The sequence below is a fragment of the Candidatus Pseudomonas auctus genome (assembly GCF_048654275.1).
Classification (GTDB): domain Bacteria; phylum Pseudomonadota; class Gammaproteobacteria; order Pseudomonadales; family Pseudomonadaceae; genus Aquipseudomonas; species Aquipseudomonas pharyngis.
Genome location: NZ_JBJYZK010000002.1, coordinates 129759 through 147139, shown reverse-complemented (window position 1 = coordinate 147139; position 17381 = coordinate 129759). Strand labels below are relative to the sequence as shown.

Sequence of the window (17381 nt, the reverse complement as noted above, 5' to 3'; positions counted from 1 at the left end):
TGGCATCCTTTTTGATGCCGATGTTCAGCCACGGGAGGCATTTTATGAACAATCCGGGTTTGTTCCAATCAAGGTGGAACCTCGGCCGGCTGGTTCTGTGCAACGTTGTGCCATTGGCACTACTGGCTTTCTGGTTATGGCCTACAGGTCAGATGCTGTGTGTGATTTTCGACGAGTGGCTGTTCCGCTCACTCAACGCACCGCTGGCCAGCAACCCCATATGGCTCCACATCTGGGCAATTGCAAGTCTGCGACCGTTCGACATCGTCGTCGGCCTGATTCTGCTGACACTGCTGATCAAGGGCGACTGGGTGTTCAGGGCGATTGACGTGCGCCGCGCCTTTTTCGGTTTTTTCTCGATCCTGCTGCTGATGGTGGTGATCCGCGCGCTGTTTTCCAAGTTCTCCGATCACATGGGCTGGCAGCACAGCAGCCCGTCGATGGTGCTCGAAGGTGCCGTGCATATCAGCGATTACTTCCCGCATCTGGAGAAGACCTGGGAGCTGAAGGATCGCTCGAGCCAGAGCTTCCCCGGTGACCACGCCTCGGTGCTGCTGATCTGGGCGCTGTTCATGGGCGTGTTCAGCCGTACGGCTGGTCAGTTTCTGGTGATCTGGGGCCTAGCACTGCTGTTCATGTTGCCGCGTCTGGTCGCCGGTGCTCATTGGGGCCAGGACGATTACATCGGCGGCATGCTGCTGGCGGTGTGGGCACTGGGCTGGGGTTACTACACGCCGTTTGCTTATCACGCGGCGAACTTCTGGTTGAAGGTCACGGCACCGGTCTTCCGGCTGCTGGGCAAGCTGCCGGTGGTTTCGCGGATGAGTGTGGTGTCCGCGCAATAATCGAACATTGCTGAACAAAAAGCGCAGCCGCCGGCGGGTCTTGAACCCAGGCCGGCAGGCTGCGTTTTTTATTCGCCGCTACTGTTCCCACGAAATTTAAACAGATCCCGACGCTGCTTCTTGCTCGGTTTACCGTCGGTGGTGACACCCAGAGCGCCCGCCTTGCGCATCGCCGCAGCCGCTTCACGCTTGGCAATGCTGGCCTCGGTCTCGGCATACAGCGTCTGCGCCTCAGGTGCGCCGCGACGTACGATCGACAGGGCCTGAACCACAACGGTCTTTTCGTCGAAGCCGGCGCGAATCTCGAATTCATCGCCAATGCGTGGTTCTTTGCCAGGCTTGCAGCGCTCTCCCCGACAATGCACCTTGCCACTCTCGATGGCGGCTTTGGCCAAGGCGCGAGTCTTGAAAAAACGCGCGGCCCACAGCCACTTATCGAGACGAACCTTGTCGTCCTCTTCGCTTTTTTGTGCCATATGAATTCCTCGTTCAGCCAGTAGTCGGAACTGTACTACCGATTCTGTCGGGCGCAAGAACTCGGCCCTCCAGATAAACTGTGATCTTCGCCGGTTCAACGGCATGGAGTGATCGAGTGACCAAATTTCCGTCTTCATTGACCTCGCCCAAATCCGGGTGCCTGGGCTGCCAGCAAAGCGAGCCGCTGGGCTTCGACTTTTCCTTCGCGTATCAGCCCATCGTGGATCTGCGTGACAAGTCGGTGTACGCCTACGAGGCACTGGTCCGTGGTGTGGCCGGTGAAGGCGCATTAACCGTGCTGGATCAGGTTACAGAAGATAACCGCTACCGTTTCGACCAGCTCTGCCGGACTCGCGCCATCGAAGGCGCGGCCGAACTTAATATGCAGACACACTTGTCGATCAACTTCATGCCCAACGCCGTCTATCGTCCAGAGTTGTGCATTCGCAGCACCCTGGAGGCCGCCAGGAAACACAATTTTCCGATCGACCGGCTGATTTTCGAAACACTGGAAAGCGAGCATGTAGATAACTATCGCCATTTGACCAATATTCTGCGTGAATACCGCGAATTCGGCTTCAAGACGGCCATCGACGATTTCGGTGCCGGCTATTCGGGGCTCAATCTGCTGGCCGATTTCCAACCGGACCTGATCAAACTCGATATGGCGCTGATTCGCGATATCGACCATGACCGTGTTCGTCAGGCTATCGTTCGGGGGATTGTCACAATCTGTGCGGAGTTGGACGTTACAGTCATCGCCGAAGGCATCGAGAGCGCTGGTGAGCGGGATTTCCTGGCGGACTGCGGAATATTTCTGATGCAGGGTTACTGGTTCGCCAGGCCCGCATTCAAAGCGTTGGCCCAGGTATCCCCTGAAGCGTGGACGCGTTAATTGTTGGTTTTTTCCATTGAAGACATTTGACCATTTGACCGTTATCGGTCTGCGCGAGTGGGTGGCGCTTCCGGATCTGGGAGTCGCCGGCCTTCGGGCAAAAATCGACACCGGCGCCAGCACCTCCAGCCTGCATGCCACCGACATCGAGCCGTTCGAACGCGACGGCGAGAAGTGGGTGCGCTTCACCGCGCACCTGGGCACCGTCGTGCAGCTGCGCCATCGACGCTGCGAAGCGCCGCTGGTCGCCCGCAAGACCATCAAGAGCTCGAATGGCCAGGCCCAGGTGCGCTACGTGATCAGCACCACCCTGGCCCTGGGTGATCGGGTCTGGCCGATCGAATTCACCCTCGCCTGCCGCAAGTCCATGCGCTATCGCCTGCTGCTCGGTTCCAAAGCCCTGATCGACGGCCAGCTGGTGGTCAATCCGGGCATCAAATATGTACAAGACAAGCCGGTGTTCCCGGTATCTACCTCCTCCACAGGTGTTGCATGAAGATCGCTGTGCTGTCGCGGAACCCGCGTCTGTATTCCACCCGCCGTCTGGTCGAAGCCGGAACCGAGCGCGGGCATGAAATGGTGGTGATCGACACCTTGCGCGCCTACATGAACATTGCCAGCCACAAGCCGCAGATCCACTACCGCGGCAAGCCGCTGGAGGGTTTTGACGCAGTGATCCCGCGGATCGGCGCGTCGGTGACGTTTTATGGCTGCGCGGTGTTGCGTCAGTTCGAAATGATGGGGGTGTTTCCGCTCAACGAATCGGTAGCCATCGCCCGTTCGCGGGACAAGCTGCGTTCGCTGCAGTTGCTGTCGCGCCGGGGCATCGGTTTGCCAGTGACCGGCTTCGCCCACTCGCCGGACGACATTCCCGATCTGATCGACATGGTCAACGGCGCGCCGCTGGTGATCAAAGTGCTCGAAGGCACCCAGGGCATCGGCGTGGTGCTGTGCGAAACCGCAACGGCTGCGGAGTCGGTGATCGAGGCGTTCATGGGCCTGAAGCAGAACATCATGGTGCAGGAATACATCAAGGAGGCCGGCGGCGCCGACATCCGCTGCTTCGTGGTCGGCGACAAGGTGATCGCGGCCATGAAGCGTCAGGCCAAGCCCGGCGAGTTCCGCTCCAACCTGCACCGTGGCGGCAGTGCCAGCCTGATCAAGATCACTCCGGAAGAACGCATGACTGCGTTGCGCGCCGCCAAGGTCATGGGCCTGGCGGTAGCGGGTGTGGATATCCTGCGCTCCAACCACGGGCCGCTGGTGATGGAGGTGAACTCGTCACCTGGCCTGGAAGGGATCGAAACCACCACGGGCAAGAACGTGGCGGGGATCATCATCGAACACCTTGAGAAGAATGGCGGGCCGAACATGACCCGCACAAAAGGCAAGGGATAGGGGCAGCGACGAGCTACGAGCTGCAAGCGGCGAGTAAAAGCAGCTTTGGCTTGTAGCTTGCAGCTTGTAGCTGCCGTTAAACGGCATCTCTTGGCAGCATCAATCCCAGCGGCAATCGAACCCGCGCCTCCAGCCCGCCACCGGAGCGGTTGCGCAGTTCAACATTGCCGCCGTGCATCGAAGCAATCCGCTTGACGATCGCCAGCCCCAGGCCGGTACCTTTTCCGCCCCGGGCCCGATCACCTCGGGTGAACGGGTTGAAAATCGCCTCAAGTTCCGACGGGGCGATTCCCGCCCCACGGTCCATTACGCTCAGCACCACGTACGGCGCACTCGTGTCTCCGGATACATAGGCCGCGACGTCCACGCTCCCTCCGGCATGATTCAACGCGTTGCCAATCAGGTTGTTCAGCAAACGCTTCATCGACACCCGCCGCAACGGGAACGGCTGGATCGGCTCCAGGCGCAGGCGCACTTTCTCTTCACTCTGGTTGTACGGTGCCGCGACTTCACGCACCAGATCACTGAGATCCACTTCCTCCACCGACTCGTCCCGACCATCACGAATGAACGCGAGGAACTGGTCGAGGATGGCGTCCATGTCTTCGATGTCGCGCACCATATCGTTGGTCAGATCCGTGCGGTCCCCCATCAACTCCAGCGACAGCCGCAAACGGGTCAGCGGCGTACGCAAGTCATGCGAGACCCCCGCCAGCATCAGCTCACGCTCGCGACCGGCCTGCTCGACGTCTTCGGCCATCTGGTTGAAGGCGCGATAAACCTCGGCCATTTCGCTGGGGGTGTCACTGATCGGCAGGCGTACGCTGCGGCCCTGGCCGAGTTGCCGGGCGGCATAGACCAGACGTTTCAATGGCTGATTGAGCTGGCTGACGAAAATCCAGGCAGATGCCGTGGACAGCAACCCGATGGCCAGGAACCAGCCGAGTACGTTCCAGATTTTCTGGCCGCGCAAAGGGTGCGGGTACAACGGCACTTTCAGCCAGCCATCACCGAGGCTAGGTGCGCGCACCCACAACGCTGGCGGCGAATGCATGCGCAAGCGCACTTCGGTGTCGGCGCCCAGCTCCGCCTGCATCTGCCGCTGGTAGATTTCACTGTAGGGCCAGTGCTGTTCGCCTTCCGGCACACCGGCGCCGACCACCCGGATCAAGGTCGCGGCATCGGCGATTTTCGCGCGGTTTTCTTCGTCGGCGGCCCAGTAGGCACGCAGCGTCAGGGCGACGCCGTGGCTGTATTGGCGATCCACCAGCACGTCCTCGTTCATCAACAGATAAACCAGGGTCAATGCCTTGGAAAACAATACGACGATGAGCACCAGCCACAGGGTGCGGGAGAAGAAACTTTGGGGGAACCAGACGGGGGTTTTCATGGATAACCGCTACACACTTGCAGGAGCGAGCAATGCTCGCATATTGCGGATTGCGAGTCTGCGTGGACGGCGTTTCCGACCGTTCCCCGCAGACTCGCTCCTACAAATCACCCATCACTTGGTGGAGTTGCCATCCGGCACGAACACGTAGCCGACACCCCAGACGGTCTGGATGTAGCGCGGCTTGGACGGATCGGGTTCGATCATCCGGCGCAGACGGGAAATCTGCACGTCGATGGAACGCTCAAGGGCATCCCACTCCCGGCCACGGGCCAGGTTCATCAACTTGTCGCGGGTCAGCGGCTGACGGGCATTCATCACCAGGGCCTTGAGCACCGCAAACTCACCGGTGGTGAGCATGTGTACTTCGTCGCCGCGTTTGAGTTCGCGGGTGGCCAGGGACAGCACGTAATCGCCGAACGTGACGTTTTCTTCTTCACTGCCCGGCGCGCCTGGCACTGGTGCGGCCTGACGGCGCAGTACGGCCTTGACGCGGGCCATCAGCTCGTCCGGGTTGAACGGCTTGGCCAGGTAGTCGTCGGCACCCAGTTCCAGGCCCTTGATACGGCTCAGCTCGTCGCCCTTGGCGGTCAGCATGATGATCGGAATCTGATTGTTCGCGCCACGCAGGCGACGGCAAGCAGTCAGGCCGTCTTCGCCGGGCAGCATCAGGTCGAGGACGACCAGGTTGAACACTTCACGCGACAGCAGACGATCCATCTGCTCGGTGTTCGGCACGGCGCGGGCACGGTAGCCCTTGCTGACGAAAAAGCGTTCCAGCAGGCTGCTCAGCCCCGGATCGTCGTCAACGATGAGAATTTTTTCGCCTTCAGCAGTTTGTGCAGTGCTGCTCATTGGATGCTCCTTTTAGCTCGGCGCGCATTATGGCGTAGCTGCCGTTATACGCACCGTGTGCATTGTTAGCAGATTTTTCCTTCACTGCCAGAAAACCGGGGCTTGTGCCTACAGACTGTGTCGCCCCCGAATGACAGAACGCTGGTTATAATGCGCGGCCTTTTGTGTCAGGCAACGTCTGAATCGTTACCGCAGGTGGCCGTCCCTTATTTTCATGGGCGCCGCAGTAATTGTTCGATTTCACGGGTCAATGGGATGCCTTTTGACCCAGGCAGCGGCCAGCATCAAGCCGCCCCACCAGACTCCGGGCCTTAATTCACGCGCCTGCGAGCCTGCTTTCACAATTTGTCAGGTGGTTTTATGGACAGCATCAACAGCCGCATCGCCGAGGAACTCGGCGTACGCCCACAACAGGTCGAAGCGGCCGTCGCGCTACTCGATGAAGGCTCTACCGTTCCCTTCATCGCCCGTTACCGGAAAGAAGTGACCGGCAGCCTCGATGACACCCAACTGCGTCATCTGGAAGAGCGTCTGCGCTACCTGCGAGAACTCGACGAACGGCGCATCAGCATTCTTTCCAGCATCCAGGAGCAGGGCAAACTCACCCCTGAGCTGGAGCGCGAAATCAAACTCGCCGACACCAAGACCCGCCTCGAAGACTTGTACCTGCCGTACAAGCAGAAGCGCCGCACCAAGGGCCAGATCGCCCTGGAAGCCGGCCTCGGCGAACTGGCCGACGGTCTGTTCAACGACCCGTCGCTGACCCCGGAAGCCGAAGCCGCACGTTTCATCGACGCCGAAAAAGGCGTGGCCGACGCCAAGGCAGCACTGGAAGGCGCCAAGTACATCCTCATGGAGCGCTTCGCCGAAGACGCCAACCTGCTGGAAAAACTGCGCACCTACCTGAAGCAGGAAGCCACCCTCAGTGCCCGCGTAATCGCCGGCAAGGAAGAGGAAGGCGCGAAGTTCCGTGATTACTTCGAACACGACGAACCGCTGAAAAGCATGCCGTCGCACCGCGCGCTGGCGATTTTCCGTGGCCGCAACGAAGGCATTCTCAGCTCTGCACTGAAAGTCGGCGAAGAACTGCCGGGCACCCTGCACCCGTGCGAAGGCATGATCGGCCAGCACGTCGGCATCCAGAACCAGAACCGTCCGGCCGACAAATGGCTGAGCGAAGTGGTGCGCTGGACCTGGAAGGTCAAGCTCTACACCCACCTGGAAACCGACCTGCTGGGCGAGCTGCGCGACGGCGCCGAAACCGAAGCGATCAACGTGTTCGCCCACAACCTGCACGACCTGCTGCTGGCTGCCCCGGCCGGCCCGCGCGCCACCCTGGGTCTCGACCCGGGCCTGCGTACCGGCTGCAAGGTAGCGGTGGTCGACTCCACCGGCAAACTGCTGGATCACGCCACGGTTTACCCGCACGTGCCGCACAACAAATGGGATCAGACCATCGCCATCCTGGCCGCCCTGTGCGCCAAGCACTCGGTCGACCTGATCGCCATCGGCAACGGCACCGCCAGCCGTGAAACCGACAAGCTGGCCATCGAACTGATCAAAAAATATCCAGCGATGAAAATGACCAAGGTCATGGTGTCCGAAGCCGGCGCATCGGTGTACTCGGCCTCGGAACTGGCGGCCAAGGAATTCCCGGATCTGGACGTGTCGATCCGTGGCGCGGTCTCGATCGCCCGTCGTCTGCAGGATCCACTGGCCGAACTGGTGAAGATCGACCCGAAATCCATCGGTGTCGGTCAGTACCAGCACGACGTGTCGCAACTGAAACTGGCGCGCGGTCTGGACGCCGTGGTCGAGGACTGCGTGAACGCCGTGGGCGTGGACGTGAATACCGCCTCCGTGGCACTGCTGGCGCGGATCTCCGGCCTCAACGCGACCCTGGCGCAGAACATCGTGGCCCACCGTGACGAGCACGGCGCGTTCAAGACCCGCGCGGCGCTGAAGAAAGTCGCGCGTCTGGGCGAGAAAACCTTCGAACAGGCCGCCGGCTTCCTGCGCGTGATGAATGGCGACAACCCGCTGGATTCCTCGGCCGTTCACCCGGAAGCCTATCCGCTGGTGCAGCGCATCGCCGCTGAAACCGACCGTGACATCCGCTCGCTGATCGGCGATGCGGCGTTCCTCAAGCGTCTGGATCCGAAGAAATTCACCGACGAGACTTTCGGTCTGCCAACCGTCACCGACATCCTGCAAGAGCTGGAAAAACCGGGCCGCGACCCGCGTCCGGAGTTCAAGACCGCCGAGTTCCAGGAAGGCGTCGAGGACCTGAAGGACCTGCAACTGGGAATGATCCTCGAAGGCGTGGTGACCAACGTGACCGCGTTCGGTGCGTTCGTCGACATCGGCGTGCATCAGGACGGTCTGGTGCACATTTCCGCGCTGTCGGAGAAATTCATCAAGGATCCGCGCGAAGCGGTGAAGGCCGGTGACGTGGTGAAGGTGAAGGTCATGGAAGTCGACATCCCGCGCAAACGCGTCGGCCTGTCGATGCGCATGAGCGACACCCCGGGCGAGAAGATCGACGGTGCCCGTGGCTCGCGTCCGGGCTCGGCGCCACGCCAGTCGCAAGGTTCGGCGCCGCGCAAGGAAACCACCCCGGCGGCTCCGGCGAACAACGCCATGGCGTCGCTGTTCGCCAACGCCAAGCAGTTGAAGAAACGCTGATGGAGATTCCGGCCGGGCTCGTCGAGAGCGCGTTTTTCAAGCTGTTGGGCTGCCGCCTGCACAGCCTGGAAACCGGGGTGGCGCAAGTCGCCCTGGCGCTGGAACCCGAACTGCGCAATCGCGGCGGCAAGCTGCACGGCGGCGCGCTGTTCAGTCTGGTCGATATCGCCATGGGGCTGGCCTGCTCCAGCACCCACGGCTTCGACCAGCAGAGCGCGACCATCGAGTGCAAGATCAACTACATCCGCGCCGTCTCTGATGGCGAGGTGCTGTGCACGGCGCGGGTGATCCACCCGGGCCGGCGCACGCTGGTGGTCGAAGCCGACGTGATGCAGGGCGACAAACTGGTCGCAAAAGCGCAAGGCACGTTCGCTGTCCTGTAGATGTTGTTCATCATTTTGAGTTAATTTCGGCGCTGTGATCGCAGCGTCGAGCGTTTCTGGGGGAGCGGGCTTGCCCGCGAAGAGGGAGTGTCAGGCAGCATCAGTTCGCTTGACACGACGCCTTCGCGGGCAAGCCCGCTCCCACAGGAACCGCGTAATCTTCGCGTGCATCGGCCAGATTCAGGGAGTGAAGTTGGCGTTTCAACGGGGGCTTCAGAGCCCGACAAACCAGGCGAAAACGCCAGTTTCAACTTCACCCTTGTAGACCGTCCTGCCCACCCCCATATTGGGGCGAATGACGCGTGAAGGAATCCAAATTGAGCGAACTTCTCAACCGCCGCCTGGCTCTGCTCGGCGAGCGCGCTAACCTCTCTCTGCTTGAGCAGTGCCTTCACGGTATCGAACGTGAATGCCTGCGGGTGACCGGCGAAGGCCGCCTGGCCCAGACGCCGCACCCTGAAGCCCTGGGTTCCGCGCTGACCAACGAACAGATCACCACCGACTATTCCGAGTCGCTGCTGGAGTTCATCACGCCCGCCCTGCCGGACCCGGCCGATACCCTGGCCAGCCTGGACAAGATTCATCGCTTCGCCTACAGCAAGCTCGGCAACGAGTACCTGTGGAGTCCATCGATGCCGTGCCCGTTGCCGGCCGAGGAAGACATCCCGATCGCCTATTACGGCACCTCCAACATCGGTCAGCTCAAGTACGTCTACCGCAAGGGCCTGGCCCTGCGTTACGGCAAGACCATGCAGTGCATCGCCGGGATTCACTACAACTTCTCCCTGCCGGAAAAGCTCTGGCCGTTGCTGAAAGAAGCCGAAGGCTTCGTTGGCACTGACCGGGATTTCCAGTCGTCGTCCTATATCGCGCTGATCCGTAACTTCCGCCGCTACAGCTGGCTGCTGATGTACCTGTTCGGCGCTTCGCCGGCGCTGGACGCCGGTTTCCTGCGGGGTCGTTCGCACCAGTTGGAACAGCTGGATCCGGACACCCTGTACCTGCCCTACGCCACCAGCCTGCGCATGAGCGACCTCGGTTACCAGAGCAACGCCCAGGCGGGCCTGACCCCGTGCTACAACGACCTGACGAGCTACACCGACAGCCTGCGCCAAGCGGTGGCCACGCCGTACGCGCCGTACGTTGAAATCGGTACGCACCAGAATGGCGAGTGGGTGCAACTGAACACCAACATCCTGCAGATCGAAAACGAGTACTACTCGAACATCCGCCCGAAACGCGTGACCTACACCGGCGAGCGGCCGATCCAGGCCTTGATGGCCCGTGGCATCCAGTATGTCGAAGTGCGCTGCCTGGACATCAACCCGTTCCTGCCGATGGGCATCGACCTCACCGAGTCGCGCTTCCTCGACGCATTCCTGCTGTACTGCGCGCTGAACGAAAGCCCGCTGCTGACCAACAACTCCTGCGGCAACGCCACCTCCAACTTCCTCAGCGTGGTCAAGGAAGGTCGCCGTCCGGGCCTGCAATTGCAGCGCGACGGCCAACCGGTCGAGCTGAAGGAATGGGCCGCCGAACTGCTGGAAAAAATCGCTCCGCTGGCGGCGCTGCTGGATCAAAGCCACGGCGGCGATGCCCACAGCAAGGCGCTCGATGCGCAACTGGCCAAGGTCAAGGATTCGTCCCTGACGCCTTCGGCCCAGGTGCTGGCGGCAATGGCCGCGCACAAGGAAAGCTTCGCGCAATTCTCCCTGCGCCAGAGCCAGGCTCACGCGGAGTTCTTCCGCAGCGAGCCGTTGGCGGCTGACGAGCAAGCGAAGTTCGAAGAACTGGCGCGGTCTTCGCTGGCGCAACAGGCGGAGCTGGAGCAGAACGAGGTGGGCGATTTCGACGTGTTTGTCGGGTCGTATCAGGCGAGCATTCTGGCGATCAGTAACTGATTGATCGGCGTTGGATCGCAGCCCCCTCACCCTAACCCTCCCGAAACGTCGGACCGCCCAGAGGGAGAGGGGACTGACCGCAGTGTTTATCAGAGCTACGTCGACGTGAAATACCGAGTCGAACTCAGGATCTGAAAAGCCCGCGATCAGCTCCCTTTCCCCCTCGCCCCCCTGGGGGAGAGGGTTGGGGTGAGGGGGAAAAAATCTCAAGCCATACCCAAAACTCAAACGCCCCCCACACCAGCGAGCCTTAGATTTTTCCGCTCATAAGCTCATTCTAAAAAGTTATTTATTTTTAGATTCTTAGATCATTTAGTCTCCTTTCACGCCGACGCTCGGTCGCCTGATATGGAGCTCTTGAATGAAACTGAATTTCCCGCTTCGCCTGCTGGCCGTGGCCTCTCTGGCTGCTGCGAGCTTCCTGGCTCAGGCCGCCGACCTCACCGTCGCCTACCAGACCACCGTTGACCCGGCGAAAGTCGCCCAGGCCGACGGCGCCTACGAGAAAGCCACCAAAGCCGACATCAACTGGCGCAAATTCGACAACGGTGCCGACATCATTGCCGCCATCGCCTCCGGTGACGTGCAGATCGGCTACCTCGGTTCCAGCCCGCTGACCGCTGCGATCACCCGCAAAGTTCCGGTGGAAACCTTCCTCATCGCCACCCAGATCGGCGCCGCCGAAGCACTGGTCGCCCGTGATGGCTCCGGCATCAAGACCCCGCAGGATCTGGTCGGCAAGAAAATCGCCGTGCCGTTCGTGTCCACCGGTCACTACAGCCTGCTGGCCGCGCTGAAGCACTGGAACATCGATCCTTCGAAAGTCACCGTGCTCAACCTCGCCCCGCCGGCAATCATTGCCGCGTGGAAACGCGGTGACATCGACGCCACCTACGTTTGGGATCCGGCGCTGGGTGTGGCCAAGGAAAACGGCAAAGTGCTGATCACTTCCGGTGAACTGGCCAAGTTCGGCGCGCCGACCTTCGACGCCTGGATCGTGCGCAAGGACTTCGCCGAGAAGCACCCGGAAATCGTCACCGCCTTCGCCAAGGTTACCCTCGACGCCTACGCCGACTACCGCAAGGATCCGAAAGCCTGGCTGGCCAATCAGAGCAACGTCGACAAGCTGGTGAAACTGTCCGGCGCCAAAGCCAGCGACATCCCATTGCTGCTGCAAGGCAACGTCTACCCACTGGCGGCGGATCAGGTCAGCGACCTCGGCGCACCGACCACCAAAGCCATCACCGACACAGCTGCGTTCCTCAAGGAGCAAGGCAAGGTCGAAGCAGTACTGCCGGACTACGCGCCGTACGTCAGCGCCAAGTACATCACCAACTGATCGGGAGTTAATTGCGATGGCCTTGCTACAGCTGGAGCGCATCAGCGCACAGTATCCCGGCAGCCCGGAACCGGTACTGTCCGACATTTCCCTGACCCTCGGCCCGCAGCAATTGCTGGTGGCCCTCGGCCCGTCCGGCAGTGGCAAGACTTCGCTGTTGAACCTGATTGCCGGTTTCGTCGAACCGAGCGCCGGCCGCATCACCCTCGACAACGTGCCGGTCAAAGGCCCGAGCGCTGAGCGCGGCGTGGTGTTCCAGGACGACGCCCTGTTGCCCTGGCAGGACGTGCTGGCCAACGTGGCTTTCGGTCTCGAACTGGCCGGAGTGGCCAAGGACAAACGCGAACAGCGCGCCCGGGAAATGCTCGCGCTGGTCGACCTTTCCGGTTTTGAACACCGTCGCATCTGGCAGCTTTCCGGCGGCCAGAAGCAACGTGTTGGCCTGGCCCGCGCCCTCGCCGCCGACCCGCGCGTGCTGCTGATGGACGAGCCCTTCGGCGCCCTTGACGCCTTCACCCGCGAACAGATGCAGGAGCTGTTGCTGCAAGTCTGGCAACGCACCGCCAAACCGGTGTTCCTGATTACCCACGACATTGAAGAAGCGGTGTTCCTCGCCACCGACCTGATTCTGCTGGCGCCGAATCCGGGGCAGATCGTTGAGCGTCTGCACCTCGACTTCGGTCAGCGTTACGCCGCCGGTGAGTCGGCACGAGCCATCAAATCCGACCCGCGTTTTATCGAAACCCGCGAACACGTGCTCGCCAAAGTGTTCTCGCAACGCAGCGCCGTTCAGCGGCAGGAGCGCGCATGAGCAGTTACGACGTTTCCGCCACCGCCGTGAAACCCGCCGCCACGTCAGTGGCGACTCCCGTGCGCCGCCGTCTCAGCACCCGCTGGATCAGCCTGCTGACCCTGTTCGCCTTGCTGGTGATCTGGTGGGCGGTGACGGCCACTGGCCTGATCGAGCCGCTGTTCCTGCCGCCACCGTCCGCCGTGCTGCAAAAAGGCTGGTTGCTGGCGACCACGGGCTACATGGATTCGACGTTGTGGCAGCACCTGGGCGCGAGCCTCAGCCGCATCGGTCTGGGCCTGGGTTTTGCGATTCTGACCGCGGTTCCGGTGGGCATCGCCATCGGCGCCAACCGCATCGCCCGTGGCGTGCTCGATCCGCTGATCGAGTTCTACCGGCCGATTCCGCCGCTCGCCTATCTGCCGCTGATCGTGATCTGGTGCGGCATCGGCGAGTTGTCGAAAGTGCTGCTGATCTACCTGGCGATTTTCGCTCCGATCGCGATTGCCACCGCGACCGGTGTGCGCACCGTCGACCCGGCCAAATTGCGCGCCGCACAGTCGCTGGGCGCCACCCGCGCGCAACTGATCCGCCATGTGATTTTGCCAAGCGCCCTGCCGGACATTCTGACCGGTGTGCGCATTGGCTTGGGTGTGGGCTGGTCGACGCTGGTCGCCGCCGAACTGATCGCGGCCACCAGCGGCCTGGGCTTCATGGTGCAGTCGGCTGCGCAGTTCCTGGTCACCGATGTGGTGGTGCTGGGGATTCTGGTCATCGCCCTGATCGCCTTCGCCATGGAAATGGGCCTGCGCGCCCTGCAACGCAAACTGGTGCCGTGGCACGGCCAGGCCCACTGATTTTTCAGCACTGACTACCCCGACAGTTTCGGGGCCCCGGAATTGAAGAGAACCACCATGAGCAGCCTGAACATCACCCCGTTAAGCTCGGCCCTCGGCGCACAGATCAGCGGCGTCGACATCAGCCAGCCGCTGAACCTGGAACAGCGCGACGCCATCGAGCAGGCACTGCTCAAATATCAGGTGCTGTTCTTCCGCAATCAGCCGATCGAGCCATCGCAGCAGGCGCGCTTCGCCGCCTATTTCGGCGACCTGCATATTCACCCGATCTACCCGAACGTACCGGAACAACCGGAAGTGCTGATCCTCGACACCGCCGTCACCGACGTGCGCGACAACGCGATCTGGCACACCGACGTGACCTTCCTGCCGACCCCGGCCATGGGCGCGGTGCTCAGCGCCAAGCTGTTGCCGGAGTTCGGTGGCGACACGTTGTGGGCCAGCGGGATTGCAGCATATGAGGCGCTGTCGGCGCCGATGAAAGCAATGCTCGAAGGGCTGACCGCGACTCACGATTTCACCCGTTCTTTTCCGCTGGAGCGCTACGGCAACACGCCGCAAGCGCTGGCGCAGTGGGAAGCGGCACGGCGCAAGAATCCACCGCTGTCGCACCCGGTGATTCGTACGCACCCGGTGAGCGGACGGCGCTCGTTGTTCGTCAACGAAGGGTTCACGTCGAAGATCAATGAGCTGTCGGAGACCGAGAGTGAAGCGGTGTTGAAGTTCTTGTTCGCCCACGCGACGCGGCCGGAATTCACCATTCGCTGGCGCTGGCAGAAGGATGACATCGCGTTCTGGGACAACCGCGTGACGCAGCATTACGCGGTGGATGATTACCGGCCTGCACGGCGGGTGATGCAGCGGGCTACGGTGTTGGGGGATGTGCCGTTTTTTCGCTGAGCCTTTAACGCCAGAGCAAAATCAAAAGCCCCCCTCACCCTAACCCTCCCGAAACGTCGGACCGCCCGTAGGGAGAGGGGACTGATTGGGGGATGCTTTAAAGATGCACCGACCTGATCGTACTTTGCTGAATCCATAATCGACCGGATTTTTCAGGTCGATGTATGACGCAAGACACCTCGGTAGGCTCCCTCTCCCTACGGGCGGTCCGACGTTTCGGGAGGGCTGGGGTGAGGGGGTGGATCTATCTGACCCACCCCAATTTCGATCACTCCGCCGTCGAAGGCCTCTCCCAAAGATTGATCCCGCCCTCCTGGGCAAACCGGTCAATCTCCGCCAGCTCTTCCGCACTGAAGCTCAGGTTCTTCAACGCCCCGACGTTCTCGATAATCTGCTCTGGCCGGCTCGCACCAATCAATGCCGAAGTCACTCGCGGATCGCGCAGCGTCCACGCCAACGCCAGTTGCGCCAGGCTCTGCCCGCGACGTTTGGCGATTTCATTCAACGCCCGCACGTGAGCGATGTTCGCCTCGGACAAGTGCGAAGCCTGCAACGAACCACCGCCCGGACGATTGACCCGCGCATCCGCCGGCACGCCGTTGAGGTATTTGTCGGTCAGCAGACCCTGCGCCAGCGGGGTGAACGCAATCACGCCGGTGCCGAGTTCGTCGGTGGTGTCGAGCAGGTCCTTTTCCACCCAGCGGTTGAGCAGGTTGTACGCCGGTTGATGAATCAGCAGCGGCACTTTCCACTCTTTGAGCAACGCGGCGATCTCGCGGGTTTTCACCCCGGAGTACGACGAGATACCGATGTACAACGCCTTGCCCTGCTGCACCGCCGTGGCGAGGGCGCTGGCGGTTTCTTCCAGCGGGGTGTCCGGGTCGAAGCGATGCGAATAGAAGATATCCACATAGTCCAGGCCCAGGCGTTGCAGGCTCTGGTCGAGGCTGGCCAGCACGTATTTGCGCGAGCCGCCGCCCTGACCGTAAGGGCCGGGCCACATGTCCCAGCCGGCCTTGCTGGAGATGATCAGTTCATCGCGGTACTGCTTGAAGTCTTCGCGCAGCAGACGGCCGAAGTTGATCTCGGCGCTGCCGTAGGGCGGGCCATAGTTGTTGGCCAGGTCGAAGTGGTTGATGCCCAGGTCGAACGCCGTGCGCAGCAACGAGCGCTGTGTGTCGATCGGCGTGCTGTCGCCGAAGTTGTGCCACAGGCCCAGGGACAGCGCCGGCAGCACCAGACCGCTGCGTCCGACGCGGCGGTAAGGGATGGAGTCATAGCGGTTTTCGGCAGCGGTGTAAGTCATCGAATCCTCTCTTGTCGGTCTTGAATCGGGTGTCGATTGCTACGCAAATCTGTTGCCGGGCCGGTCGAGGCCAAGGTTCTGGCGCAAGGTCCGGCCCTCGTATTCGGTTCTGAACAGCCCACGCCGTTGCAGTTCCGGGACCACGCCATTGGCGAAGTCTTCGAGCCCGCCGGGCAGGTGTGGCACCAGCACGTTGAAACCGTCCGCCGCGCCCTGCTCGAACCATTCCTGCAAACGGTCGGCAATCTGCGCCGGAGTGCTGACGAGGCTGTAATGTCCGCGACCGCCGGCGATTCTGCGCCCCAGTTCGGCCAAGGTCAGATGCTCGCGGCCGGCCAGTTCGGTCAGCAGTTTCTGTCGGCTCTGCTGGCCGCTGTCGGTCAGCGGTAATTCCGGCAACGGCCCGTCCAGCGGGTACTTCGACAGATCGAAGTTGCCCAGCATACGCCCAAGCAGAGCGATGCCCACCTCGGGTTCGACCAATTGCTGAAACGTTTCACATTTTTCCTGTGCTTCGGCTTCCGTCTGGCCGACCACGACAAACACGCCGGGCATGATTTTCAGCGAATCGGCACTGCGTCCGTACTTCGGCAAGCGCCCCTTGAGGTCGGCGTAAAACGCCTGGGCGCTGGCCAGTGAAGTCTGCGCGGTGAACACCACTTCGGCGGTCTGTGCAGCCAGTTCACGTCCGGTTTCCGACGAGCCGGCCTGCACGATCACCGGCTGACCCTGTGGCGAACGCGCGACATTCAGCGGGCCTTTGACCCGGAAGTGCTCGCCAACGTGATTCAGCACGTGCAGTTTTTCCGGGTGGTAATACGCGCCGCTGGCCTTGTCGCGAATGAAGGCATCGTCCTGCCAACTGTCCCAGAGCCCGGTGACGACCTGATGAAACTCCCGGGCGCGGCTGTAACGTTCGGCATGGCCGATGTGTTCGTCGCGGCCGAAATTCTGCGCTTCGGCGGCATTGTCGGAGGTCACCAGATTCCACCCCGCTCGCCCGCCGGACAGGTGATCGAGCGAAGCGAACTTGCGCGCCACGTGGTACGGCTCGTTGTAACTGGTGGTCGCGGTGGCGATCAGGCCGATGTGTTCGGTCACTGCGCTCAATGCCGAGAGCAAGGTCAGCGGCTCGAAATGATCGGAGCGGGCCATGCGGCTGGCGATGTCCTGGGTCGGCGCGGCGACGCTGTCGGCGACGAACAGGGTGTCGAACTTCGCTGCCTCGGCAATCTGCGCCAGGCGTTTGTAATGGGCGAAATCCAGTCCCGCGTTGGCCGGCACGTCCGGATGACGCCACGCGGCGACGTGGTGCCCGGTGGCCATGAGGAACGCGCCGAGTTTCAGCTGTCTGCTCATC

16 protein-coding genes are annotated in these 17381 nt (G+C 61.7%); 11 read left to right on the top strand and 5 right to left on the bottom strand.

Annotated elements, in window-relative coordinates:
* Positions 1-44 precede the first annotated feature (44 nt).
* The gene (locus ACKUG4_RS04215) at positions 45-845 is read left to right on the top strand and encodes a phosphatase PAP2 family protein (RefSeq protein ID WP_064592738.1); all 801 of its coding nucleotides are present in this window, start codon (positions 45-47) and stop codon (positions 843-845) included.
* 68 nt (positions 846-913) lie between these two features.
* On the opposite strand, the gene ACKUG4_RS04210 is transcribed toward ACKUG4_RS04215, so the two are convergent.
* Entirely contained in the window at positions 914-1321 is a 408-nt protein-coding gene (locus ACKUG4_RS04210; protein ID WP_011331966.1) for an Hsp15 family ribosome-associated heat shock protein, read from the bottom strand.
* A 116-nt stretch (positions 1322-1437) separates the two neighbouring features.
* Between ACKUG4_RS04210 and rimA the strand changes: the two genes are divergently transcribed.
* Genes rimA through rimK form a run of 3 tightly spaced genes read left to right on the top strand, consistent with a single transcriptional unit; the run spans position 1438 to position 3615 of the window.
* On the top strand, positions 1438-2217 hold the full coding sequence (gene rimA, locus ACKUG4_RS04205; RefSeq protein ID WP_085611198.1) for a S6 modification regulatory phosphodiesterase RimA: 780 nt from the start codon (positions 1438-1440) through the stop codon (positions 2215-2217).
* A gap of 16 nt (positions 2218-2233) precedes the next feature.
* A complete protein-coding gene (gene rimB / locus ACKUG4_RS04200; RefSeq protein WP_011331964.1) occupies positions 2234-2713 on the top strand; it encodes a retropepsin-like aspartic endopeptidase RimB in 480 nt (159 codons plus the stop codon).
* Positions 2710-3615, top strand: a complete 906-nt coding sequence (gene rimK / locus ACKUG4_RS04195) for a 30S ribosomal protein S6--L-glutamate ligase (RefSeq protein WP_007949201.1) — start codon at positions 2710-2712, stop codon at positions 3613-3615. The genes rimB and rimK overlap by 4 nt, the downstream gene beginning before the upstream one ends.
* Positions 3616-3691: 76 nt before the next feature.
* Here rimK and ACKUG4_RS04190 read toward each other — a convergent pair whose 3' ends face one another.
* Together ACKUG4_RS04190 and ompR are read right to left on the bottom strand one after the other, a co-directional pair.
* On the bottom strand, positions 3692-5005 hold the full coding sequence (locus ACKUG4_RS04190) for an ATP-binding protein (RefSeq protein ID WP_039764576.1): 1314 nt from the start codon (positions 5003-5005) through the stop codon (positions 3692-3694).
* Between the two features lie 114 nt (positions 5006-5119).
* Positions 5120-5860 carry an osmolarity response regulator transcription factor OmpR gene (gene ompR / locus ACKUG4_RS04185; RefSeq protein WP_007952694.1) on the bottom strand — a complete coding sequence of 247 codons (741 nt, stop codon included), beginning with the start codon at positions 5858-5860 and terminating at the stop codon, positions 5120-5122.
* A gap of 360 nt (positions 5861-6220) precedes the next feature.
* Here ompR and ACKUG4_RS04180 point away from each other — a divergent pair, with 360 nt between their 5' ends.
* From ACKUG4_RS04180 to tauD, 7 genes are all read left to right on the top strand, one after another.
* Positions 6221-8545, top strand: a complete 2325-nt coding sequence (locus tag ACKUG4_RS04180; RefSeq protein WP_236188788.1) for a Tex family protein — start codon at positions 6221-6223, stop codon at positions 8543-8545.
* Positions 8545-8928 (top strand): PaaI family thioesterase, encoded by a 384-nt coding sequence (locus ACKUG4_RS04175; protein ID WP_085647944.1) that lies wholly within the window; start codon positions 8545-8547, stop codon positions 8926-8928. Before ACKUG4_RS04180 ends, ACKUG4_RS04175 begins: the two co-directional genes overlap by 1 nt.
* Positions 8929-9245: 317 nt before the next feature.
* Entirely contained in the window at positions 9246-10829 is a 1584-nt protein-coding gene (gene gshA, locus ACKUG4_RS04170; RefSeq protein ID WP_445433518.1) for a glutamate--cysteine ligase, read from the top strand.
* A 361-nt stretch (positions 10830-11190) separates the two neighbouring features.
* Positions 11191-12168 carry a taurine ABC transporter substrate-binding protein gene (gene tauA / locus ACKUG4_RS04165; RefSeq protein WP_007952702.1) on the top strand — a complete coding sequence of 326 codons (978 nt, stop codon included), beginning with the start codon at positions 11191-11193 and terminating at the stop codon, positions 12166-12168.
* A gap of 16 nt (positions 12169-12184) precedes the next feature.
* Entirely contained in the window at positions 12185-12979 is a 795-nt protein-coding gene (tauB, locus tag ACKUG4_RS04160; RefSeq protein WP_011331959.1) for a taurine ABC transporter ATP-binding subunit, read from the top strand.
* Positions 12976-13815 carry a taurine ABC transporter permease TauC gene (gene tauC / locus ACKUG4_RS04155; protein ID WP_074689446.1) on the top strand — a complete coding sequence of 280 codons (840 nt, stop codon included), beginning with the start codon at positions 12976-12978 and terminating at the stop codon, positions 13813-13815. The genes tauB and tauC overlap by 4 nt, the downstream gene beginning before the upstream one ends.
* Positions 13816-13872: 57 nt before the next feature.
* Complete coding sequence (gene tauD, locus ACKUG4_RS04150; RefSeq protein WP_039764564.1) at positions 13873-14715, top strand: taurine dioxygenase; 843 nt, start codon at positions 13873-13875, stop codon at positions 14713-14715.
* Between the two features lie 268 nt (positions 14716-14983).
* Here tauD and mgrA read toward each other — a convergent pair whose 3' ends face one another.
* Together mgrA and ACKUG4_RS04140 are read right to left on the bottom strand one after the other, a co-directional pair.
* Positions 14984-16021: an L-glyceraldehyde 3-phosphate reductase gene (gene mgrA, locus ACKUG4_RS04145; RefSeq protein WP_158829994.1), complete on the bottom strand. Its 1038-nt coding sequence runs from the start codon at positions 16019-16021 to the stop codon at positions 14984-14986.
* A 39-nt stretch (positions 16022-16060) separates the two neighbouring features.
* Complete coding sequence (locus ACKUG4_RS04140; protein WP_445433517.1) at positions 16061-17380, bottom strand: LLM class flavin-dependent oxidoreductase; 1320 nt, start codon at positions 17378-17380, stop codon at positions 16061-16063.
* Between the last annotated feature and the right edge of the window lies 1 nt (position 17381).